The organism is Mitsuokella apri, assembly GCF_047974105.1.
Taxonomy (GTDB): Bacteria; Bacillota; Negativicutes; order Selenomonadales; family Selenomonadaceae; genus Mitsuokella.
The window spans coordinates 30,368-49,055 of the sequence record NZ_JBHYRS010000005.1 but is presented as its reverse complement, the minus strand read 5'-3'; the positions used below and the strand labels follow the sequence as shown (position 1 = coordinate 49,055).

Below are 18,688 nucleotides of genomic sequence, written 5' to 3'. Positions count from 1 at the left end.
ATGGCATTACCAGAGCGTGTGCCGCCTCAGAACATCGAAGCCGAACAAGCGGTTCTCGGTGCGATGATGATCAAGAAAGAAGCAATCGTTGAGGCACAGGAAATCCTGCAGCCCGATGATTTTTACCGGGAGGCACATCGCCGCGTCTATGCGGCCATGCTGAAGCTCTCGGAAAACAATGAGGCCGTAGACCTCGTCACATTGACAGAGCAGCTTCGCCGCGACGGCGACCTCGAAAAAGTCGGGGGCATTCCGTTCATCACGACCATTGCCAATGTCGTGCCGACAGCGGCGAATGTCAGCTACCATGCCAAGATTGTCAAGGAGAAGGCCGAACTGCGCCGTCTCATTGATGCGGCAACCGAGATTGCCGGAGCGGCCTATGAAGATGCAGAGCCCGTTGAGAACATCATGGATGCGGCCGAACAGAAAATCCTCGCCGTAGCCGGCACGCAGGTAAACAATGGCTTTGAACCGCTCAAGAGCATCCTCATGCGCACATTTGAACACATCAATATGCTCTACGAGTCAAAAGGCGGGATTACGGGCCTGCCGACTGGCTTTAAAGACCTTGACAGAATCACGAGCGGCCTGCAGCCCTCAGACCTCATCCTCGTGGCTGCACGCCCTTCGATGGGCAAAACGGCCTTTACGCTCAACATCGCTTCCTATGTCGGCCTGCACGGCGGCAAGGTCGCGTTTTTCTCACTCGAGATGAGCAAGGAACAGCTCATGCAGCGCATGCTCTGTTCCGAGGGACAGATTGATTCCCAGCTGCTGCGCACAGGCCAGCTCGATGATGACGGCTGGAACCGCCTTGTCACGGTCGCCGATCAGCTCAACCGCGCTCCTATTTACATCGATGATACTGCGGGCATCACCGTCATGGACCTGCGCTCGAAGGCCCGCAGACTCAAGGCAGAGCACGGCCTTGACCTCATCGTCATCGACTATCTGCAGCTCATGCAGGGCCGTCCGAGCCGGAATGGCGACAACCGCCAGCAGGAAATTTCCGAGATTTCGCGTTCGCTGAAGGCGCTGGCCCGGGAACTCGATGTGCCGGTCATTGCACTTTCCCAGCTCTCGCGCTCGGTCGAGGCACGCCAGGTCAAGCGGCCGATGCTTTCCGACCTGCGTGAATCGGGTTCTCTCGAACAGGATGCCGATATTGTCATGTTCCTTTACCGCGAGGATTATTACGATAAGGATACGGAGCATAAGAATATGACGGAAGTCATCATTGCCAAGCACCGTAATGGCCCTGTCGATACAATTCAGCTGTACTTCCAGAAAGAATTTACGAAGTTCCGCGATATGCTGCAGCAGTAAATTTTCATGTGCTTTTTTGCTTGACAAATGGCAAGTGACGTAATACACTTTAAGTATGAAAACGGTCTCATAAAGAAGAATCACACGGAAGCGAGAGGAAAAAAGAAAAGGGGGAAATCTTCATGAAAGAAATTCGCTTGGACAGTCCGCTCAACGGACAGCTCATCGAATTGAAAGATGTCAAGGATCCGGCTTTTGCCAGCGGCGCAATGGGAAAAGGCGCGGCTGTCAAGAATCCGGACGGCAAGGTTTATTCGCCGGTCGATGGTACCGTCACGGTACTTTTTGGCACGAAGCATGCCATTGGCATTCATGCAGACGACGGTGCCGATATTCTGATTCACGTCGGCATTGACACGGTCAACCTCGGCGGCAAGCATTTTGATGCCAAGATCGCGCAGGGCGATGCGGTCAAGAAAGGGCAGCTCCTTTTAGAGTTTGACCCGGAAGCCATCAAGGCAGAGGGATATGACACGACGACGCCGGTCCTCGTGACGAATGCCTTTGACTACGACAAAATCACGGTAGCCCTTGGCGACCAGGAAATCACGACGGTCACGGCCGAGCCGGAAGAGACGAAGGACGAGGCCCCGTCTGCTTCTGCAGAAGCTGCATCTGAACCTGAGGAAGATTACAGCAATCTGCCGAAGGAAGAGCGCGTAGCCAAGCTCATCTGGAAATATGTCGGCGGCCGTGACAATGTCCGCAGCGCTGAGCACTGTGCAACGCGCCTGCGCCTCATCATCAACGATAAGTCCAAACTGAACGAAAAAGCAATCGAGAATATCGATGGCGTCAAAGGCCAGTTCTTTGCAGCAGCCCAGTACCAGATCATTCTCGGCACGGGCTTTGTAGACAAGGTCTACGATGCTTTCACGGCCGGCACGGATCTTGCCGGCGCCAGCAACAACAAGGCTGAGGCCTATGCGCAGATGTCGATGGCCCAGAAGATTTCCCGCACGCTCGGCGATGTCTTCGTGCCGATCATCCCGGTTCTCGTTGCTACCGGTCTTTTCATGGGCCTGCGCGGCGCCTGCCTGAGCATGGGCGTCCAGTTCAGTGACAACGTCCTGCGCATGAGCCAGATTCTCACGGATACGGCCTTTGCCTTCCTGCCAGCCCTTGTCTGCTGGTCCACGACAAAGCGCTTTGGCGGCACGCCGGTCATCGGCATTGTCCTCGGCCTCATGCTCGTCGCCCCGCAGCTGCCAAATGCTTATGCGATTGCCGCTGGTGAAGCCCAGCCAATCATGATGAATTTCCTCGGCATTGAAGTGCCGGTCGTCGGCTATCAGGGTTCTGTTCTGCCGGCGCTTGTCCTCGGCATCTTTGCCGCGAAGCTGCAGAAATGGCTCAAGACTTTCATCCCGGATGTCATCGACCTCATCGTTACGCCGTTCCTGACGCTCTTTATCTCCATGATCCTCGGCCTGCTCATCGTCGGCCCGATCATGCACTGGATTGAACTCGCTGTCTTCGGCGCTGTTCAGGCGTTTCTCGCTATGCCGTACGGCATCGGCGGTTTCGTCGTCGGCGGCATTCATCAGGTCATCGTCGTCTTCGGTGTCCATCATGTCTTCAATGCCCTTGAAGTCCAGCTGCTCGCCACGACCGGCGTCGACCCGTTCAATGCCATCATCACGGGCGCCATCATTGCCCAGGGCGGTGCCGCAGCTGCTGTCGCTGCCCGCACGAAGAACAAAAAGAAACGCGCTCTCTACGTTTCTTCCATCGTGCCGGCTTTCCTCGGCATCACGGAGCCTGTTATCTTCGGTATCAATCTGCGTCTCATGAAGCCGTTCCTCTATGCACTGGTCGGCGGCGCCTGCGCAGGCGGCATTGCCGGTTTCCTGCATCTCGCCGGTACGGGCATGGGCATCACGGTTCTTCCAGGTACGCTTTTGTACCTCGACCATCTGCCGCAGTACATCCTCGTCAATGTAGTTGGTTTTGCCGTAGCGTTTGCTCTGACGTTCACGCTGTTTAACCCGGAAAAAGAAGACGAAGCGTAAGAAACGTACGGGCTGCCTTTACGGCAGCCCTTTTTCTTTCCTTATAAGTAATAGTAAAGAGGGGAATCGTCATGGAACATTTTGATAAAAAGGCCATCGACAGTAAAGTCGCAGCAGGCCTGCCGTTTACGGACCGCTGGCACAATCGCTTTCATCTTGAGATGCCGTTTGGCCTCATCAATGACCCAAACGGTCTGACTTATGCGGATGGTGAATATCATATTTTTTTCCAGTGGAATCCGCTGGGCTGTGAGCATAAGAACAAATGCTGGGCCCACGTCCGCACGCGTGATTTCGTACATTATTCACTGCCGGAACTTTCGCTTTGGCCGAGCGATGAGCACGATAAAGATGGCTGTTATTCGGGCTGCGGCTTTGCGGAGAAGGGCAAAGTACGCGTCTTTTATACCTGCAATGCCAAAAATGACGGCGTCCGCACGCCGGCGCAGCGCCTTGGCACGCTGCAGGAAGATGGCTCGGTACGCAAAGACGAAATCGTGATTCCCGACAGTCCGGAGGGTATCACGGGCCATTTCCGCGATCCGTATCTCTTTCATCGTCATGGCAGGCGCTATTTTGTCATCGGCGCACAGGCGGACGGTGAGAAGCCGCGCGGCACGGTCCTCATCTATAAAGAAGGCAAGGATGGCTGGCAGAATCTCGGTGAGCTCCATACGCGCCTCGGCGATTTCGGTTATATGTGGGAATGCCCGAATATGCTCCATTTCGGCAGCTACGATGCCCTGATTTTTTGCCCGCAGGGCCTTGAGGCACGCGAGTTTGACCGTCAGAATCTCTATCAGGCCGGCTATATTGCAGGCCATCTGTCGCTTGACAGCATGGATATGATGCAGCATACGAAATTCCAGGAACTCGACCATGGCTTCGATTTTTATGCATCGCAGGTTTTCCAGCACGAGGGGCGCCATATTCTGCTCGGCTGGATGGGCATGCCCGACAGGGATGATGAGTATCCGACGCGTGAAAAGGGCTGGATGTACAGCCTGACGATGCCGCGCGTGCTGACGCTCCGTCAGGGCCATATCTTCTCGCGGCCGGCTGCCGAGCTCAAGGCACTGCGCATCGAGGACACGGCCCTCGATATTGACAGCGATATGGAAGACAAACTGTCGACCCGTCTCTTCGATGGCTCGGAAGTTCTCATGGACATCACACTCGGCAAGGCAAAAAAAGTGGAACTGACTCTTGTTTATGGCCTTGAGAAGACGGTGTTCTCCTATGACCATACGACCCAGGTCATGACGATTGACCGCACGGGCATGAAAAATGGCGGCCGCGGCGTGCGCCGCTTCAAGATGTTTGTCGACCGCGTGCTTTCTCTGCAGCTTTTTGTCGACCGTGCAGCCGTCGAGGCATTCTTCCAGCATGGTGAAGAAGCGGCCAGCTTCCTCGTCTTCCCTGAGAAGAATATCCGTCCGGAACTCCGGGTGACGGCAGATGCCCCGCTCGAGACCGTTACGGGCCGCGTTTGGGAGCTCGACTCTTTCCGCTTTAATCCCTAATCCCTGAAATCTGCCAAAAGGAATAGACAGCAAAAAAGCCCCGAAACAGATAATCTGCTTCGGGGCTTTTCTGTAAACCGATATATAACATACAATCAGTTATTCACAGCACGTTTTTCTGGTGGGGCCGCCAATGGCACTCGGCGGATGCGCTCAAATGGAATCTCTGCAAAGGAATAGCGGATATCCAGATAAGTATCGGAACGTGTAAATGTAATTTTTTTCAATGTGAACTTCGTAGTAGCTTTGATACGTTCGATATAATACTGCGCGTCTTCCGCGGAGAAGGGACCCTGTTCGATGATAACGCGAATGTTGTCGATCATCATGGGAAACACCTCCAACAAAACCGACGGCATGACTTTGAGAAATTCAAATATCATGCATTGAAAACTTGCGGGCTGTTGTAAGCGATGAGAGGGATAGGGGCGTATCCTTCACAACTTACGGTTATTATACTACAGATTGGAATTGATGTTAACCTGCATTTTACGTCTAATTTATGGAAATTCCATGATTTTGTGGAATTAATCCCATTAAGATAACGTTTTCTATATAAATAATGGCGGAACATGCATATTTTTGCGCAAAAGATACGGCAGAACGAGGAAATCATCGACGTTCTGCCGTTCTTTTGCTGGATTTATTTGCTTAGAGAGGTCAGATAAAGTACATGAGGCTTTCCGTTGACTTCTCCTTGTCGATGGCCGTGAGGATATCATCGAGCGATACGGAGGCAAGTGTCTGCTGGATGGCCTTATCGAGCGGGTCAAAAACGCAGGAAGCCAGTGCGCGGTCGAGTTCCGGCATCTTTTCCTGAGCAGCCGGGGCTGTTTTTTCCATGAGTGACAGCTCGATGGACGCAAGAATGTCATAGGTCGTGATGCTGCGCGGCGCGCGGGCCAGCTGATAGCCTCCCTGGCTTCCTTTTATGGAAGTGACGAGCTGAGCTCTCTTTAATAAGGAAAAGACCTGTTCCAGATAGATCTTCGAAATGCCGAGTTTCTTCGAGATATTGACAATGGTGATAGGCGTATCTGCAGCATAATTGCGGGCAAGATAGGTCATGGCAGCAAGGCCGTAACGGCCCTTGGCAGAAATCTTCATCTATATTCCCTCGTTTCTACAAATATTCATACCAAAACGATATGTCATTCTAGTATACTATAGTATATATCATAGTAAAAATAGAGGAAAAAGTCAATCCCCGCAGAATTGCTATTGACAAGCCGGATAGCCTGTGCTAATATATAAACATATTAATCATATATGTTTTCAATTAAGCGTTTAAGCAAGAAGATAACAAGAAGATAAATGGAGGTATTCACCATGGCTAAAGTTTACAACAGCGTTACGGAACTGATTGGCGGCACGCCGCTTCTGAAGGCCAATAATTTCATCAAGGCCAACGACCTTAAGGCAAACATCTACGTCAAGCTGGAGTATTTCAATCCGGCTGGTTCCGTCAAGGACCGCATTGCCAAGGCCATGATTGAGCAGGCTGAGAAAGATGGCAAGCTCAAACCGGGTGCTACGATCATCGAGCCGACTTCCGGCAACACGGGCATCGGTCTTGCCAGCGTCGCAGCTGCACGCGGCTACAAGGCCATCCTGACGATGCCGGAGACGATGAGTGTGGAGCGCCGCAACCTCCTGAAGGCTTACGGTGCCAAGATTGTCCTTACGGACGGCTCCAAAGGCATGAAGGGTGCCATTGCCAAGGCAGAGGAGCTCGCCAAAGTCACGCCGAACTCGTTCATTCCGGAGCAGTTCAACAACCCGGCTAACCCGGCTGCCCATGAAGCAACGACGGGCCCGGAAATTTACAACGACCTCGACGGCAAAGTAGATGCTTTCATCGCCGGTGTTGGCACGGGCGGCACGCTGTCGGGCGTTGGCCACTACCTCAAGAAGCAGAACAAGGACATCCATGTTGTCGCTGTTGAGCCGGCAACGAGCCCGGTCCTCTCGAAAGGACAGGCTGGCCCGCATAAGATTCAGGGCATCGGCGCAGGCTTTGTGCCGGAAACGCTCGATACGAAGGTTTACGATGAGGTCATCGCTGTTGCCAATGAAGATGCCTTCAAGTATGGCCGTCAGTTCTCGCACGTCGAGGGCGTGCTCATCGGCATTTCTTCCGGTGCTGCCCTTTCGGCAGCCATCGAGCTCGCAAAACGTCCGGAATTTGCAGGCAAGAACATCGTTGCTCTGCTGCCGGATACGGGCGACCGTTACCTCTCCACGGAGCTTTTCGCAGAATAAGCAAAGACAGATCCCTCTTAAATCACACAATTTCGGGCAGGAGCTATCAGGTTCCTGCCCGTTTTCTGTGTCCGGATTTGTTTGCAAATAGCAGAGATGGTATAATAACAGCAAAAACGTCTTATTTTTTTACGATAGAAAAGTCCGGACAGGGGAGGTCGTCAACTTGCGTATCGTTGTAGTAGGAGCCGGCAAGCTCGGGTACAGCATTGCTTCGCTGCTTTCTAAGGAACAGTTTGATGTGACTGTCATCGACCACGATGAAAGCCAGCTTGAGGCAGTCAAGAATACCCTCGATGTACTGACTATCTTTGCCAACGGTGCAAGCCCTATCACGATGAATGATCCTGACATTCGCGGCTCGGATATCCTGATTGCCGTGACGGCCAGTGATGAAGTCAACATGGTGGCCTGCATCCTTGCGAAAAAACACGGCATCAAGCACACAATTGCGCGCATCCGCGATATGCAGTTCATGAGTGAAGCAAAGGATTATCTCAAGGAAAATTTTGATATCGACCTCATGCTCAATCCGGAGCTCATTACGGCCAATGAAATCAACCGCATTCTCATGACGCCGGCCGCACTCGATGTCGAAGATTTTGCCCATGGCAAGATCCGCCTGTTCGAGACGAAGGTCCGGCGTTCATCGCCGCTGGCTGGCATTCCCTTCAAGGATATTGATTTCCCGAAGGGCGTGCTCGCGGGCATGATTTTTCGCGATCACCGCATGATCATCCCGCACGGCGATGACTGCCTGCTGCCGCATGACAATGCGTATTTCATCGGCATTCCGGAGGAAATCGAGAAATTCAGTCAGACCTTCGTGCAGCGCGATGCGCGCAAACTGCACCGCGTCATCATCATCGGGGCGGGGAGAGCCGGCCGCGCTCTGGCGCCGATGCTCGAAAAGCAGGGCGTGCGCGTCAAGGTCATCGATAAAGATCCGGACCGCTGCCGCCTCATGGCCGATAAACTCGTCGACGGCATTGCCATCTGCGGGGACGGCACGGATATCGACCTTTTGACGGAAGAGGGCGTGGCTGAGGCCGATGTCGTCGTCTGCCTGACAGAGGATGATAAGCTCAATCTGATGCTGGCTCTCTTGGCCCGCCATATGTCGCATAATAAGACCAAGACCGTCGTGCGCGTTGCGCGCAATGAATACGTCGAGCTCATGGAGAAAGTCGGCGTCGATATCGTTCTGTCGGCACGCCTGCTGTCTGCAAGTGAGGTCCTGGCCTTTGCCAGACGCGGCGGCGTCGTTTCGGTCTCGCTGCTCGAAGGCGCGAAGGCCGAGGCCGTCGAAGTCATTGTGCAGGAAGGCGCACCCGTGGCGGGCAAGCCTTTGATGGCGGCCAAGCTGCCGCGCGAATGTCTCGTCTGCGCCTATGTGCGCGATGGCGAAGCCGTCATTCCAAATGGTTCTACGGTCCTGCAGCCTGGGGACCGTACGATTCTCTTTATCCAGACACAGTTTTCGAAAAAGGTCATGAAGTATTTTAAGGGCAAAGAATGAGAAGGCGGAGGAAGAGTCCATGTTGAAGTTGAGGCAGAGCAGTCGGCAGCTCGATATCTTCTGGCTGCTCATGGGCGGCGTGTCCGAAATCATCGGGCTCTCTATGTTTGCGCCCATGGCTGACAGCCTGCTCGGGCAGGAAGGGAAATACTGGATTTATCTGGTGCCGGCTGTCCTGTCCATGATGCTGGGACTTGGCTTTATCTGGCTGGGCCGCGACCATAAAAGACAAATCAATGTCTGGGAAGGTGCCCTTTTCATGGTGCTGGTCTGGCCGCTGCTTTCCATGCTGGGCATGATGCCGTATGTGCTGTCGGGTATTTTGCCCCATCCCGTCGATGCTTTTTTTGAAAGCGCGGCCGCCATCACGACGACGGGGCTTTCGTGCCTTGATTATGCGCGGCCAGATATGCTGCCAAGCATGATTCTCTGGCACAGCATCATGAACTGGCTGGGCGGTCTCAATTTCATCATCATCCTTTCCACCGTGCTGCCGCAGGTCAGCGGCTGCTTTGGCCTGACGCTCTCGGCGCGGCAAAGTATTTTTTTCAGTCCTGTCTGGCACAAGATGGCAGAATCGGCGCGGCAGGGCTTTGGCGTTTACGCGAGTCTGACGGCCCTGTCGTTCTTCCTGTATCTTTTGGCCGGGCTGGAGCCGTTTTCGGCGCTGACGCGGGCCATGGTGACGCTATCTTCAAGCGGTTCGGCTGAGACGACGGCCTTTGTGGCCTACGACAGTCCCAATCTGGAACTGGCTGCGGGCATTTCGATGTTCATGGCTGGCCTCAATCCCCTGCTTTGCTGGAAGGCCTGGGACAGGCTGAGTTTTCGCCTGATGCTCCGCGATACGGAGCTGCAGGCTTATACGGCGCTGCTCTTAGCAAGCGGCGGCCTCATTGCCTGGAACCTCTGCCGTACTGGTGTTTACAATATTTCAGACAGTCTGCGCTACGGCTTTTTTCAGACCATGTCCTTTTTGTCGACCAGCGGCTTTGTCTCGGCGCCGTGCTGGGACTGGCCGGATTTTTCGCGCCTGCTGCTCTTTGCACTCGTCTTTGTCGGCGGCTGTATCGGTTCGGCGGGCGGCGGCCTCAAGGCCATGAGGCTTCTGGTGCTCATGCGCATGGCCGTGACGGAAGTGCGCCATACCCTGCACCCGCACATGGTCGTGAGCATCAAGATCGATGGACTGCCCGTGCCGATGAAAATTGTCGGGCGCATCCTGACGTTCTTTTTTCTGTTCATGAGCCTGTTCATCGTGTCTTCCCTGGTCATCTCGCTGGCGGGCATGAGTCTCATGCAGGCCATGGGCGTGGCCGCAGGCTGCCTGACGAGCGCGGGTTCGACGGCGGACCTCTTCGGCATAGCGGATTTCTCTGCGGCGCCTGCCTGGCTCGAGCTTTTCTGCTCGTTCATCATGATCATCGGCCGCATTGAGATTTTTTCATTCTTTGTGCTGCTCGATGGCGGCATCCGCTCGCTGGGACGGCATTGGTAAGCGTATTTTACGGATAAGGGGGGTGACAGCGTGAACTGGAATATCATCTATTATGTACTCGGACGGCTTGTTTCAGCAGAAGCTGTCATCCTGATGATTCCTTTTTTGATGGCTGTTTACGGTCAGGAGGCAAGTGCACCGGCTTTTGCCGTGTCCATCCTCATTTGCGTGCTCATCGGCGCAGCGCTGCGCGTACAGGGCAGGTCGGGAAATGAGCAGCTGACGATGCGCGAGGGTGCGGCCATCACGGGGCTTGGCTGGATGCTCGCGACTTTTTTAGGCATGCTGCCGTATCTTTTGAGCGGTTCGCTCGGCTTTCTTGACGGCCTTTTCGAGAGTATTTCGGGCTTTACGGGTACGGGTGCGACGGTTATGACGAGCATCGAGTCGCAGCCTTTCAGCATTTTGTTTTGGCGCATGATGACACATTGGTTCGGCGGACTCGGCATTATCGTCATTTTCATCGCGCTGCTGCCGCAGGCCGGCCAGAGCACGATTTACATGTACAACGCGGAGACGACGGGGCCGACGCGTGACCGCGTGCTGCCGCGCCTGCGCGAGATGACGCGCTCTCTTTTTGTCATGTACATGGTCTTCACGACGGCGGCCTGCATCATCTATCTGGGCTGCGGGCTCACATTCCTCGATGCCATCGCGCATGCTATGAGCACGCTCGGCACGGGGGGATTCTCGCTCTATGATGACAATGCCATGCATTTTGACAATCCGGCTCTCGAGAGCTGGATGACTTTTTTCATGATTCTTGCGGGCGGCAACTTCGGCCTTTACTACCGCGTCTGGAAGAAGGGGCCGCACGTTCTTTGGCGCAATACGGAGTTCAAGGCGTATCTCGGCATCCTCGCGGCAGCGATGCTTTTTATCACCTGGAATCTTGTCGCTGCAATGGGCATGACGCCCTCTGAGGCCTTCCGCTATGCGAGTTTCCAGGTGGGCTCTTTGTCGACCACGGGCTTTGTCTCGGCTGATTTTGACCAGTGGCCGGCTTTTTCAAAGGGCATCTTGATGATGCTGATGATTGGCGGCGGCTGTGCAGGGTCGACGGCCAGCGGCGTCAAAATTTCGCGCGTCGTGCTGCTCGTGAAGAGTGCCTGGGCCGTCGTGCATCAAAAGCTCAGCCCGCGCCGCGTCATCCGCGCGCGCATGAACGGCGTAGAAGTAGGAAACGATATTCTGCTGCGCGTCGGACAGTTCTTCTTTCTTTACATCTTCTGCATTGTCTTATGGGCGCTGCTTTTGACTTTTGACGGCATCGAGGCATTTGACGCCATCGGCATCAGCGTTACGGCACTCGGCAACGTCGGTCCGGCCTTTGGCATTGCGGGCGCGACCTGCACCTTTGCGGGGCTGTCGGACTTCACGAAGAGCATTCTCTGCGTGGAAATGCTCTTAGGCCGCCTCGAGCTCTTCACTTTGCTCGTCATGCTGAGCCCTGAATTCTGGAAACTTCGCCATCGCTGGTAAGAATTTTCATATGCAAAGGGAGCATCTGTGACATTTTACACAGATGCTCCCTTTTGTGTTATACTGAAACCATAACTCTGTTTTATGGATGAATTAAGTATTGGATTTATTTATTGAAAGAAAGCTGGGAATCCTATGATAAGCAATTTGATCGTGGCGATTGGTGCGGTCATTCCTTTGTTCTTCCTGATGCTCATTGGTGTAGCTGTCAAAAAGATGAAATTATTGACGGAGCTGGAACTCGCGCACGTCAACCGCATGGTCTTTAAGATTTTCTTCTTCTTCATGATGTTTTACAACATCTACACCACGGATATTGCCGAGACGTTTAAGCCGCATCTGATTTTATTCGGTGCCCTCGGCGTCCTCGCGTCGGCCATTATCGGTGGCATCGTCATTTGCCTGATTGAAAAGTCGAATAAACGCCGCGGGGCGATGATTCAGGCCATTTTCCGCAGCAACTTTGTCATCATGGGCATTCCAATCATCAGCAACATCTTCGGCGACGACCAGCTGGCCATTCCGACGATGATGATTGCCATCATTGTGCCGATGTACAATATCATTTCCGTTTTTATTCTCGAGACGTTCCGCGGCGGTCATTTTGACGTTTGGGGCATTCTCAGGAATGTGCTTAAGAATCCGATGATTCTCGGTGCTATTCTCGGTTTCGCGCTCCTGCTGCTCGGTATTCCTCTGCCCAAGGTCATCCTGAAGCCAATCAGCCAGATTGCCGCGGCAACGACGCCGATTGCCCTGATTATCCTCGGTGCTTCGTTCAAGGCTGGTACGTACCATGAGCATCTGCCGCAGCTCATTGGCTGTATCTGCGGCCGCCTCCTCATCGTGCCGGCCATCATGCTGAGCCTCGCAATTTTCCTCGGCTTCCGCGGCATCGAGCTCGTGACGCTCATGGCGATTTTTGCGACGCCGTGTGCCGTCGCCGGCTTTGCCATGGCCCAGCAGATGGGCAGCGATGCGGATCTTGCCGGCAACTGTGTCGTCTATACGACGGGGCTTTCGTGCTTCACGATTTTTGGCTGGGTCTTTGTGCTGAAGACACTCGGCATGTTCTGATTGCCTTCAAAAAATATCTCTAGGCGAACACCTTGTCGGCTTTCCCTGCAGATGGTATCATTTAGGGAATAGGGAAATAAGAAAGTACTCTTAGGGGGAATAGAGCATGCGACTTGATGAACTCATCAACACCCATCGTCAGGATCTCAATGATACGGACATGGTCATCTGGAAATACATCCTGCAGCACAGGGATGCTGCGCGCCATATTTCCATTCATGAACTCGCGAAGGCCTGCTGTGTCTCGAGCACGACGATTGTGCGCTTTGCGCAGAAACTCGGTCTTGACGGTTTTGGCGAGCTAAAAGCCGTACTCAAGATGGAGGAGCCGGAACAGCCGCATTACAATACCGATGTTGTGGAAGACCTCAAAACGTTTTATCTGAAAACCGGTGAAAAAATATTCAAGCGCAATTTCGACAGTGCGAGCCGTCTCATGCATGAGGCCAACCGCGTCTTTGCCTTTGCTTCGGGATACGTGCAGGCCAATGTCCTGCAGGAGCTAAAGCGCCTGTTTTTCTACGACCACGTTTTCATCTGCGAGATTCCGGCACGTGAAGAATTCTATTCGGCCCTCGAGACGGCGACGAAGGATGATATTTTCATCGTGATTTCCCTGTCGGGCGAAACGCCGACCGTCGTCGAGGTCGCACGCGAGCTCCAGCTTCGTGACATCCCGCTGATTTCCATCACAAAGCTGCACGACAACACGCTGGCAAGCCTTTCGACGGTCAATCTATACATATCGCCAGCCGAGTTCCAGCTCTACGATGCCGATGACGGCAAACATATTTCGTTTAAGTCCATGATGCCGTACTTCATGCTCATCGAAGTCTGGTATGTCAGATACCGCATGTACGTGCATCGCCTGAAACAGAAAAACATTCAATCAACAATATAAACGAATAGAAACAATAAAAGCCCTTGAACCCTTGCCATGCCTTGCATGTATCAAAATACGCGAAATGTACCATGGTACACGACAGGGGCAATGTGCCTGAAACCCGCGAAACTATTGCGTTCGCGGGCTTTTTTTAGTATTCTTTAGTCACAGGGAATCCAGAGAGATGGATCGGGGGATTGCAATCCTCCCTCTGGATGACAAGCCAAATCGATAAGAAACGAATCGAGGCGGCAGGGTTTTCAAACGTTATTATATGTAAGGGTAATGAAGATTTAGGGGGAATGAACATGTCGATCAAGAAAGATCGCGTCATGCAGGAATTGCAGCGGTTTGGCGGCGCAATGTACACGCCGGTCATTCTGTTCGCATTCTTCGGTCTCACGGTCGCCATCTCGATTGTCTGCAAGAACACCATGCTTCTCGGCAGCATCGCAGATAAAGGCACCGTCTGGTATGATTTCTGGTTTGTCGTAGAACAGGGTGCCTGGACGGTATTCGCCCAGATGCCAATCCTCTTTGCCATTGCGGTGCCAATCGGCTTCGCAAAGAAGGAACCGGCGCGCTGCGCAATGGAATCCTTCGTCATCTACATGTGCTTCAACTACTTCATCTCCGGTTTCCTGACGCTGCACGGCAGCTTCTTCGGAGTTGACTACAGCCAGGCCGCTGGTGCCGGCACGGGCCTCGCGATGATCGCGAACATCAAGACCCTCGATATGGGCATGCTCGGTGCTATCTTCATCGCCTGCTGCTCCTCGTGGCTGCACAACCACTTCTACGATACCGAGATTCCTGATTGGCTCGGTATTTTCAAGGGACCTGCTTTCGTCGTCGCCGTTGGCTTCGCCGTCATGATCCCGATGGCACTGCTCTTCTGCTTTGTTTGGCCGGCTGTCCAGCATGCAATTGAACAGTTCCAGTTCTTCCTGAAAACAAGCGGCATCGTCGGTGTCTGGTGCTACACGTTCTCCGAACGTATCCTCCTGCCGGCTGGTCTGCATCACTTCATCTATCTGCCGTTCATCTTTGGTCCGGCTGTCTGCGATGGCGGTATCCAGGCTTACTGGCTCCAGCACCTCAATGATTTTGCCACGAGCGCTCATTCGCTGAAAGAAATGTTCCCGGAAGGCGGCTTCGCCCTCCACGGTATGTCTAAGGTCTTCGGTCTTCCTGGTGCTGCTCTTGCCATGTATATGTGCGCAAAGCCGGAGAAACGCAAAAAGGTCGCAACGCTCCTGATTCCGGCAACGGTCACGGCCGTTCTCTGCGGCATCACCGAACCAATCGAATTCACGTTCCTCTTTGTCGCACCGCTCCTTTACGCAGTGCATGCCGTTCTCGCAGCTACGCTTTCCGCAACGCTGTACTTCTTCGGTCTTTCCGGTAACTTTGGCGGCGGCCTCATCGACTGCTTCGTCCAGAACTGGATTCCACTCTTCAAATATCATGCAGGCACCTACATCATGCAGATTGTCGTAGGCCTCTGCTTCACCGCAATTTACTTCTTCGTATTCCGTTATCTCATTCTCAAGAACGACTATAAGACGCCGGGCCGCACGGATGACGATGAAGAGGATAAGCTCTTCACGAAAGCCGAGTACAAGGCCAAGAAAGAAATGGAAAAGAAAGGTCTTGCCAATAATCCGGAAGCCCTCAAAGCTCAGGTCTTCCTCGATAACCTCGGCGGCCCGTCCAACATCAAAGAAGTCACGAACTGTGCAACGCGTCTGCGCGTCACGGTCGCAGATCCTGATAAAGTCGCTGCAGCCAGCAAGTTCACGAAGGCCGGTGCCTTTGGCCTTGTTAAGAACGGCCATGCCATCCAGGTCATCGTCGGCCTCTCTGTGCCGAATGTCCGCAGCTACTTCGATGCTCTCCTTAAAGGCGATATCGCCGATGTTCCGGTAGAAGCGAAAGCTGCTGCCAACCCGAGTGAACCCGTCAAGACGGATCTTTCGATGAAGCTCAATGCCTTTGCTTCCGGCAAACTCATCGACATGACGGAAGTTCCGGATGATGTATTCTCCCAGAAGATGATGGGTGATGGCGTTGCCATCGAGCCGACGACGGAAATGGTCGTAGCTCCGGCAGACGGCGAAGTCACCATGATCATGGAAGGTTCCTATCATGCCATCGGCCTGCGCCTGACGAACGGCGCTGAAATCCTCATCCATATTGGCCTCGATACGGTCAAGATGGGCGGCAAGGGCTTCCGCTGCCTGACAAAACAGGGTGCAAAAGTCAAGGCTGGCGACGAACTCATCGGCTTCAGCCGCGATGCCATCAAGGCTGCCGGCTACAAGGATACGATCATCCTGGCCGTCACGAACAGCGCCGACTATCCGCAGATGAAGAAAGCTGCTGATGGCGAAGTTGTAGTCAACGAAACCCCGATCATCTCCTTCTGATGTGTCATTCATAAAAAGAGGGTGGAGCGTGGAGAACTCCACACTCCACCCTTGCTTTTTATGATAGGATGATATTCGGAAGAAAGGAGTACTTATTATATGAAAGAATTGAAATGGTGGCAGAAATCCATCGTCTATCAGATCTATCCGAAAAGCTTTCAGGATACGACGGGGACGGGCGTCGGGGATATCCCGGGCGTCACGAGCCATCTTGATTATTTAAAATCCCTCGGCACCGGAGCCATCTGGCTCACGCCGGTCTATCCATCCCCAATGGTCGACAATGGCTACGATATCTCGGACTACTGCGGTATCGACCCGTCGTACGGCACGATGGAGGATATGGAAGAACTCATCGCCGAGGCCAAGAAACGCAATATCCGCATTGTCATGGACCTCGTGTTTAACCACAGCTCCGACCAGCATCCGTGGTTCCTCGAATCCAAGAAGGACCGCACGAATCCCAAGGCCGACTGGTACATTTGGCGCGATGCCAAGCCGGACGGTTCGGCCCCGACCAACTGGCGCGCGATTTTCGGCGGTTCGGCGTGGAAATGGTGCGAAGAACGCCAGCAGTACTATCTGCACACGTTCGCCGAGGCGCAGCCGGACCTCAATTGGGAGAATCCGGAAGTCCGCAAAGCCCTGTTCGATGCCGCCAACTTCTGGCTCGACAAGGGTGTCGGCGGTTTCCGCATTGATGCCATCGTCTACATCAAGAAGCCGGAATTCAAGGATGGACCTGTTGACGGCGCGGATGGCCTTTCGGGCATCCACGAGATGACGGCCAATACGCCGGGCATTCTCGATTTTCTGCATGAGTTCCGCCGCGAAGTCTTCGACGGCCACGATATCTTCACGGTCGGCGAGGCCAATGGCGTCAGCCCGGAGGAGCTGCCGCAGTGGGTCGGCGAAAATGGCGTGTTCTCGATGCTCTTTGAGTTCAGCCATCTCGAACTTTCCTATCCGGAAGGCGAGATCTGGTGCAAACGCTTCCCGTGGAAACTCGGGCAGCTCAAATCGGCCCTGACGGCCAGCCAGCAGGCGACAGCCAAGGAAGGCTGGTATCCGATCTTCTTTGAGAATCACGACCAGAACCGTTCGATGCACCGCTATTTCCCGGAAGGAACGGACCCGAAAACCGCGGCCAAGGCACTCGCGACCATCCTCTTTACGCTGCGCGGCACGCCGTTTGTCTATGAAGGCGAAGAAATCGGCATGACGAACGTGGCTTTCCCAAGAATCGAGGATTACAATGATATCTCGACGCACGGGCAGTATGAATACGCCATCAAGGAAGGCCTGTCGCCGGAAGAAGCCTTGAAGGCCGTACAGTTCCAGAGCCGCGACAACGCGCGCACGCCGATGCAGTGGACGCATGATACGAATGCAGGGTTCACGACGGGCACGCCGTGGCTGCCGGTGCACAAGGATTTTGACCGCTGCTGTGTAGAGGCGGAAAGCGAAGACGGCACGTCTGTTCTCAGCTATTACCGCATGATGAACCGCCTGCGCACGGAAAGCGAGTATTCTGACATCCTGCTGCAGGGCCGTTATGAAGAAATCCTGCACGAAGATGAACACGTATACGCTTTCAAGCGCGTGCTCGGCGAACATACCGTTTATACCATCGTCAATTTCACGAATGAATCTGTAACATACGATGCAGCATGCCTCGAAGGAGCCAAGCATGTACTTGGCAATTACGAGGACTCGAAACAAGGAACGCTCAGACCGGCGGAAGCCGTTGTCTATGCCAAATAAGGAGGATCCGAGATGAAAGTAGCCGCTAGTGATTATGATGGAACACTCTTCCGTCAGGATGTAATCGCGAAAAGTGATGCGGAGGCAATCAAAAAATGGCGTGAGGCCGGACATAAATTTGGGGTGGTCTCGGGCCGCGACCATGGCATGCTGGTGCCGCAGCTCCAGCATTATGGCGTTGGCTACGATTATCTGGCCTGCAATAATGGCGGCATCATCTGCACAGCTGAGGGCAAGGTCCTTTGGGAAGCGGAAATCGCCCCGAAGATGCTCGCCGAACTCACCAAGCTGCCGAAGGTGCGCAAGTCCTTCCATTTTGCCCTGTCCGCTGCGGACCGCACGTATCTCTGCCATGCGTCAGAAGGTACCTGGGTCATCCGCGAAGCGAAACAGTGGGATTTTCCGATTGTCCGCATTGAAGAGAGCGATGTTGACCATCTGCCGCAGACCATCCACCAATTTGCCCTCGGCTTCACGAATCCTGAGGATGCCTTCGCCGCGAGCGACGAAGTCAATGCGAAGTTCGGGGATGTGGTTCACGCTTATCCGAACCGCTGCGCCGTCGATATCACGCCGAAGGAGATCAGCAAAGAACAGGCCATCACCCATACCCTATCACTTATGGGCTGGCAGGATGCCGAAATCTTCGCGATTGGCGATGAAGTCAACGATCTGCCGATGATTCAGGCCTTCAACGGGTACACAGTAGATACAGCCCGTGACGCCATCAAGGCAGAGGCCCGCGCTTCCTACGAAAGCGTCGGTGCCATGCTGCTCGCCAACATTTAAATCAGCCCCTCGCGCATTTTGCGTGTTATAAATTTCCCCTTTGCCTGACAACATAGATACCATACAGGCAGATGATTTTTTGCAAACGGCCTCAACTCTATCACAACGAGGCCGCTTACAA

General features: G+C 53.9%; 14 protein-coding genes. 12 read left to right on the top strand and 2 right to left on the bottom strand.

Going from position 1 to position 18,688, the window contains the following annotated elements:
* From dnaB to ACE419_RS07715, 3 genes are all read left to right on the top strand, one after another.
* On the top strand, nt 1–1,329 hold the full coding sequence (dnaB, locus tag ACE419_RS07725; RefSeq protein WP_432647437.1) for a replicative DNA helicase: 1,329 nt from the start codon (nt 1–3) through the stop codon (nt 1,327–1,329).
* Nucleotides 1,330–1,451: 122 nt separating this feature from the next.
* A complete protein-coding gene (locus tag ACE419_RS07720; RefSeq protein WP_435721586.1) occupies nt 1,452–3,341 on the top strand; it encodes a glucose PTS transporter subunit IIA in 1,890 nt (629 codons plus the stop codon).
* Nucleotides 3,342–3,412: 71 nt separating this feature from the next.
* The gene (locus ACE419_RS07715; RefSeq protein WP_435721584.1) at nt 3,413–4,864 is read left to right on the top strand and encodes a glycoside hydrolase family 32 protein; all 1,452 of its coding nucleotides are present in this window, start codon (nt 3,413–3,415) and stop codon (nt 4,862–4,864) included.
* 95 nt (nt 4,865–4,959) lie between these two features.
* Here ACE419_RS07715 and ACE419_RS07710 read toward each other — a convergent pair whose 3' ends face one another.
* Nucleotides 4,960–5,193, bottom strand: a complete 234-nt coding sequence (locus tag ACE419_RS07710; RefSeq protein WP_432647434.1) for a ferredoxin — start codon at nt 5,191–5,193, stop codon at nt 4,960–4,962.
* Between the two features lie 331 nt (nt 5,194–5,524).
* A complete protein-coding gene (locus ACE419_RS07705; protein ID WP_432647433.1) occupies nt 5,525–5,971 on the bottom strand; it encodes an RrF2 family transcriptional regulator in 447 nt (148 codons plus the stop codon).
* 222 nt (nt 5,972–6,193) lie between these two features.
* Here ACE419_RS07705 and cysK point away from each other — a divergent pair, with 222 nt between their 5' ends.
* The 9 genes from cysK (at nt 6,194) to ACE419_RS07660 (ending at nt 18,567) form a co-directional block, all read left to right on the top strand.
* Nucleotides 6,194–7,126 carry a cysteine synthase A gene (gene cysK, locus ACE419_RS07700; RefSeq protein WP_432647432.1) on the top strand — a complete coding sequence of 311 codons (933 nt, stop codon included), beginning with the start codon at nt 6,194–6,196 and terminating at the stop codon, nt 7,124–7,126.
* A gap of 166 nt (nt 7,127–7,292) precedes the next feature.
* Nucleotides 7,293–8,645 carry a Trk system potassium transporter TrkA gene (gene trkA / locus ACE419_RS07695; protein WP_432647431.1) on the top strand — a complete coding sequence of 451 codons (1,353 nt, stop codon included), beginning with the start codon at nt 7,293–7,295 and terminating at the stop codon, nt 8,643–8,645.
* A gap of 19 nt (nt 8,646–8,664) precedes the next feature.
* Complete coding sequence (locus ACE419_RS07690) at nt 8,665–10,143, top strand: TrkH family potassium uptake protein (protein ID WP_432647430.1); 1,479 nt, start codon at nt 8,665–8,667, stop codon at nt 10,141–10,143.
* Nucleotides 10,144–10,173: 30 nt separating this feature from the next.
* A complete protein-coding gene (locus tag ACE419_RS07685) occupies nt 10,174–11,625 on the top strand; it encodes a TrkH family potassium uptake protein (RefSeq protein WP_435721582.1) in 1,452 nt (483 codons plus the stop codon).
* Nucleotides 11,626–11,760: 135 nt separating this feature from the next.
* Nucleotides 11,761–12,702: an AEC family transporter gene (locus tag ACE419_RS07680; RefSeq protein WP_435721580.1), complete on the top strand. Its 942-nt coding sequence runs from the start codon at nt 11,761–11,763 to the stop codon at nt 12,700–12,702.
* A gap of 106 nt (nt 12,703–12,808) precedes the next feature.
* A complete protein-coding gene (locus ACE419_RS07675; protein WP_435721578.1) occupies nt 12,809–13,603 on the top strand; it encodes a MurR/RpiR family transcriptional regulator in 795 nt (264 codons plus the stop codon).
* A 290-nt stretch (nt 13,604–13,893) separates the two neighbouring features.
* Nucleotides 13,894–16,014 carry an alpha-glucoside-specific PTS transporter subunit IIBC gene (locus ACE419_RS07670; RefSeq protein ID WP_435721576.1) on the top strand — a complete coding sequence of 707 codons (2,121 nt, stop codon included), beginning with the start codon at nt 13,894–13,896 and terminating at the stop codon, nt 16,012–16,014.
* A 99-nt stretch (nt 16,015–16,113) separates the two neighbouring features.
* Nucleotides 16,114–17,778, top strand: a complete 1,665-nt coding sequence (locus tag ACE419_RS07665) for a glycoside hydrolase family 13 protein (RefSeq protein WP_435721574.1) — start codon at nt 16,114–16,116, stop codon at nt 17,776–17,778.
* 12 nt (nt 17,779–17,790) lie between these two features.
* A complete protein-coding gene (locus ACE419_RS07660) occupies nt 17,791–18,567 on the top strand; it encodes an HAD-IIB family hydrolase (RefSeq protein ID WP_435721572.1) in 777 nt (258 codons plus the stop codon).
* Nucleotides 18,568–18,688: the final 121 nt, after the last annotated feature.

Coding starts and splice junctions, on each gene's coding strand:
- cysK (WP_432647432.1), top strand. CDS start 6,194: ATGGCTAAAGTTTACAACAGCGTTACGGAACTGATTGGCGGCACGCCG.
- ACE419_RS07690 (WP_432647430.1), top strand. CDS start 8,665: ATGTTGAAGTTGAGGCAGAGCAGTCGGCAGCTCGATATCTTCTGGCTG.
- ACE419_RS07720 (WP_435721586.1), top strand. CDS start 1,452: ATGAAAGAAATTCGCTTGGACAGTCCGCTCAACGGACAGCTCATCGAA.
- ACE419_RS07705 (WP_432647433.1), bottom strand. CDS start 5,971: ATGAAGATTTCTGCCAAGGGCCGTTACGGCCTTGCTGCCATGACCTAT.
- ACE419_RS07670 (WP_435721576.1), top strand. CDS start 13,894: ATGTCGATCAAGAAAGATCGCGTCATGCAGGAATTGCAGCGGTTTGGC.
- ACE419_RS07680 (WP_435721580.1), top strand. CDS start 11,761: ATGATAAGCAATTTGATCGTGGCGATTGGTGCGGTCATTCCTTTGTTC.
- ACE419_RS07660 (WP_435721572.1), top strand. CDS start 17,791: ATGAAAGTAGCCGCTAGTGATTATGATGGAACACTCTTCCGTCAGGAT.
- dnaB (WP_432647437.1), top strand. CDS start 1: ATGGCATTACCAGAGCGTGTGCCGCCTCAGAACATCGAAGCCGAACAA.
- ACE419_RS07665 (WP_435721574.1), top strand. CDS start 16,114: ATGAAAGAATTGAAATGGTGGCAGAAATCCATCGTCTATCAGATCTAT.
- ACE419_RS07710 (WP_432647434.1), bottom strand. CDS start 5,193: ATGATGATCGACAACATTCGCGTTATCATCGAACAGGGTCCCTTCTCC.
- ACE419_RS07675 (WP_435721578.1), top strand. CDS start 12,809: ATGCGACTTGATGAACTCATCAACACCCATCGTCAGGATCTCAATGAT.
- ACE419_RS07715 (WP_435721584.1), top strand. CDS start 3,413: ATGGAACATTTTGATAAAAAGGCCATCGACAGTAAAGTCGCAGCAGGC.